General features: G+C 50.8%; 6 protein-coding genes. All 6 read left to right on the plus strand.

Annotated features, from left to right (window positions below; translation table 11 throughout):
- Positions 1 to 56: 56 nt before the first annotated feature.
- The 6 genes from HMPREF9538_RS16010 to HMPREF9538_RS15985 all read left to right on the plus strand — a co-directional run bounded on the left by HMPREF9538_RS16010 (position 57) and on the right by HMPREF9538_RS15985 (position 2,004).
- Positions 57 to 413 carry a hypothetical protein gene (locus HMPREF9538_RS16010; protein WP_004152717.1) on the plus strand — a complete coding sequence of 119 codons (357 nt, stop codon included), beginning with the start codon at positions 57 to 59 and terminating at the stop codon, positions 411 to 413.
- A 60-nt stretch (positions 414 to 473) separates the two neighbouring features.
- Positions 474 to 686 (plus strand): hypothetical protein, encoded by a 213-nt coding sequence (locus HMPREF9538_RS16005; protein ID WP_004152718.1) that lies wholly within the window; start codon positions 474 to 476, stop codon positions 684 to 686.
- A gap of 10 nt (positions 687 to 696) precedes the next feature.
- A complete protein-coding gene (locus tag HMPREF9538_RS16000) occupies positions 697 to 921 on the plus strand; it encodes a hypothetical protein (RefSeq protein WP_004152719.1) in 225 nt (74 codons plus the stop codon).
- Positions 922 to 1,001: 80 nt separating this feature from the next.
- On the plus strand, positions 1,002 to 1,322 hold the full coding sequence (locus tag HMPREF9538_RS15995) for a type II toxin-antitoxin system RelE/ParE family toxin (protein WP_004152720.1): 321 nt from the start codon (positions 1,002 to 1,004) through the stop codon (positions 1,320 to 1,322).
- The gene (locus tag HMPREF9538_RS15990; protein ID WP_004152721.1) at positions 1,312 to 1,590 is read left to right on the plus strand and encodes a helix-turn-helix domain-containing protein; all 279 of its coding nucleotides are present in this window, start codon (positions 1,312 to 1,314) and stop codon (positions 1,588 to 1,590) included. Before HMPREF9538_RS15995 ends, HMPREF9538_RS15990 begins: the two co-directional genes overlap by 11 nt.
- Entirely contained in the window at positions 1,591 to 2,004 is a 414-nt protein-coding gene (locus HMPREF9538_RS15985) for a helix-turn-helix domain-containing protein (RefSeq protein WP_004152722.1), read from the plus strand. It abuts the gene before it with no gap.
- Positions 2,005 to 2,065 lie beyond the last annotated feature (61 nt).

Raw genomic sequence — 2,065 nt, forward strand, 5'->3', positions numbered from 1 at the left:
CAACTCAACGGGTGATGGTTTTAAAAGGCAGAAAAACAGACAAAGGAGAAAGCTGGATGAGCACACAAAACGTCAACGAAAAACCCTCCACCAAAGAAAGCACAACCCTCCGGACTGACGGTTTTGTGCGCAACATTCATTCCCGAAACCCGTTCGATGTTATCCGCGCCGATGTAGTGCTTGAACGTATCGAGAAAAAGGCTGGTCGGAGCTGCGGTATGCATTACGAGCTGTATCAGGCCCATCTGCTGGGTGGTGCGCTGGATTATCTGGATGCGCTGCCGTTGAAAGACCGTCCGGTGTTAATGGGCGCTGCGGCAAAGCGCGGCTATCTGCTGACGCTAGCCGAAGAGGAACGCGCGCTGGAAGCACGGGATGTACTGATGAGTGAACTGGCGGCAAACGACTGCTGAGAAATAAACACGGATGGCGGCGTATCGCTGCCATCCCTTAAAGACCAGAGGTAACGCAAAATGAAAGTATACGGCCATCAACACTCATCAGAGGCTTTCTTCCGGGAAACTTCCCCATCCTGTTTTGAACCAAAAGCGGAAAAGGTGATCGCTTTTCATGGAAAGGATGCCAGTTACGCCTATAACGTGCTGGCCGATCTGAAAGCCGCAGGTGCTTCATATACGCGCCGGAATATCATCGCCGATATGTTCCGCCGTCTGGGTGTGAAATGAGGTCTGGGCAATGGAACACGTGAAAGGAAAAATCCAGCAGGGGGCAGGGAACGCCTATTTTGCAGGGATGCAGTGGCGCGGTATTACACTTGGACACGCCGATGCTGCAGCGCTTAATCAGTTTGATATCGATATCAGCAAAGCTCAGGCACCCGAAGCACGCACCTGGTTGCTTCAGAACAAAGCAGAATTCATCGCTCTGATCCTGGGCATTGAAGTCGTAAAGGTCGGGTAGTGAGAAGCCAGCTAACTTAGCTCTTGAGCTAAGTTAGCTTTTGAGCTAATATGTGCACATACGGACCAGAGATTACATTCATGTTCACAGTCATCTTTCATGATGAGGCTGAAAAAGAGTTTACGGCTCTGCCTGCTGCCATTCGTGCAAAAATGGCCAGGCTACTCATGAAGCTGGAAGCAAACCCTCGCCAGCTACGCGAGCCAGATACCAAGCCGCTTGGAAACGGCCTTTTCGAAATACGTACAATGGGGGCAGATATCGCCCGCGGAATCTGGGTATATCAGAGTGGTGAACGTATTTTTCTACTTCGGATCTTTATCAAAAAATCGCCAAAAACGCCCCCGGCAGAAATAGATCAGGCACTTCGCAGACTGGAGGAAATGCAGAATGAAATATAAAACCCTTAGCCAGGTTCATACCGAAGCAATGAACGATCATGAGTACAGCGCGGCATTCGAGGCAGAAGAAGCCTCGGAGCTACTTCGGGAAACCTTAGCAACATGGAGAAAAGAAGCGGGTTTGACGTCGGCACAGGTTGCAGAACGTATGGGCATCAAAGCGCCTACTATCTCACGTATGGAGAAGAACGCTTCGCGAATGAGTATTCAGACGCTGGTTCGGTACGCCAGAGCCTGCGGTGTTAACTTTAAAATTCAGCAGGTTTGAATGATTAGCGATGCCAATAAAGCGGTGAATGACCTGGCGAGTATTGTCCCTCTGCTGGGTGGCAGTTCGTCCCGCAAAGATTACGAAGAGGCACGTAAACTCGTTGAATATCTTCTGGAACATGATCCGGGCAGCCCGCTGGTTGATATGCTGACTGCCCGCATCGATGCCTGGGAAGATAACGCGGTGGAATTTGAAGAATTTAATACGCGCTTCGAAGCAGGCAAAAACGGTGTATCGTTGCTGCGGGTTCTTATGCAGCAATACGGGCTTTCTCAGTCCGATTTCGAAAACGAGATAGGTAATAAATCGCTCGTCAGCCGGTTCCTCAGTGGTGAACGCAGTCTGACCTTTGATCACATGCGGGCGCTGGCAAATCGATTTCAAATCCCGGTCTCGATGTTTGTTGACTGATTCGGGAACAGAGCAGGCGAAGGGGGCATCGGTCCCCGTCTGGCCGCGCCTCGAAAGACCG

It is taken from the genome of Klebsiella sp. MS 92-3, assembly GCF_000195655.1.
Classification (GTDB): Bacteria; Pseudomonadota; Gammaproteobacteria; order Enterobacterales; family Enterobacteriaceae; genus Klebsiella; species Klebsiella pneumoniae.

What these genes read in the sequence shown, in the direction of transcription:
- HMPREF9538_RS16000 (WP_004152719.1), top strand. Translation starts at nt 697, where the DNA reads ATGGAACACGTGAAAGGAAAAATCCAGCAGGGGGCAGGGAACGCCTAT.
- HMPREF9538_RS16010 (WP_004152717.1), top strand. Translation starts at nt 57, where the DNA reads ATGAGCACACAAAACGTCAACGAAAAACCCTCCACCAAAGAAAGCACA.
- HMPREF9538_RS15995 (WP_004152720.1), top strand. Translation starts at nt 1,002, where the DNA reads ATGTTCACAGTCATCTTTCATGATGAGGCTGAAAAAGAGTTTACGGCT.
- HMPREF9538_RS15990 (WP_004152721.1), top strand. Translation starts at nt 1,312, where the DNA reads ATGAAATATAAAACCCTTAGCCAGGTTCATACCGAAGCAATGAACGAT.
- HMPREF9538_RS16005 (WP_004152718.1), top strand. Translation starts at nt 474, where the DNA reads ATGAAAGTATACGGCCATCAACACTCATCAGAGGCTTTCTTCCGGGAA.
- HMPREF9538_RS15985 (WP_004152722.1), top strand. Translation starts at nt 1,591, where the DNA reads ATGATTAGCGATGCCAATAAAGCGGTGAATGACCTGGCGAGTATTGTC.